This window comes from Bartonella sp. AP57NXGY, assembly GCF_042195805.1.
GTDB lineage: Bacteria > Pseudomonadota > Alphaproteobacteria > Rhizobiales > Rhizobiaceae > Bartonella.
Window position 1 is genome coordinate 1 of record NZ_JBHIOZ010000567.1, and the last position, 647, is coordinate 647.

The 647-nt window shown below is 38.9% G+C and carries 1 protein-coding gene; it reads left to right on the forward strand.

From position 1 onward, the window contains the following. The coding region (locus ACFIL8_RS12070; RefSeq protein WP_375690016.1) for a BA14K family protein at window positions 1-611 on the forward strand (611 nt) is incomplete at its 5' end. Window positions 612-647: the final 36 nt, after the last annotated feature.

A 647-nucleotide genomic window follows, 5' to 3' on the forward strand; every position in this document is an offset into this window, starting at 1 on the left:
TCAGATTAGCGGTATTATCAGCAATGTCTACTGCAACCGTTTTGATGCCATTAAATCCAACGCTTGCAGATATGGCATGGTATCATAACTATGACATGAGAAGGGAGGCTGGTTTACCGTCTCACAATTTTAGCTCCCATTTTTCTCATAGTGAACATCACTCTTTTGATAATCCCCACACGCGTCATTATGTTAGCCATAAATGGGGAGCACAACAACACCATCATGTTGAACACAAGACATATCATTATGTCGAGCGCAAAAAGACAAAACACAGTAGTATTAATATAAATAACTCAGGAGAAGCTTTAGCAATGGGCATTCTTGCTCTTGCAGCAGGTGCACTTCTCGGCAAAATTTTTAAAAAATCAGAACAGCCACAAGTTGTTTATCAAACCGCACCACAGCATCAAATTGTATATCAACAGGTTCCACAGGAACAGATAATTTATGAAGCTCCGCAAACAGTGGAATATGAGCCAGTACAACAATCATTAGAATCTGATTGGCTTAACTATTGCAAGAAAAAATACCGTTCTTTCAACCCTAAAACAGGAACTTTCCGAGACCGTAATGGTTTGGAACACGTTTGTTATGCCCCAATAAATTAACTTCTGTTCTGCCCTACTAAAAAGTCTTAAATGGCA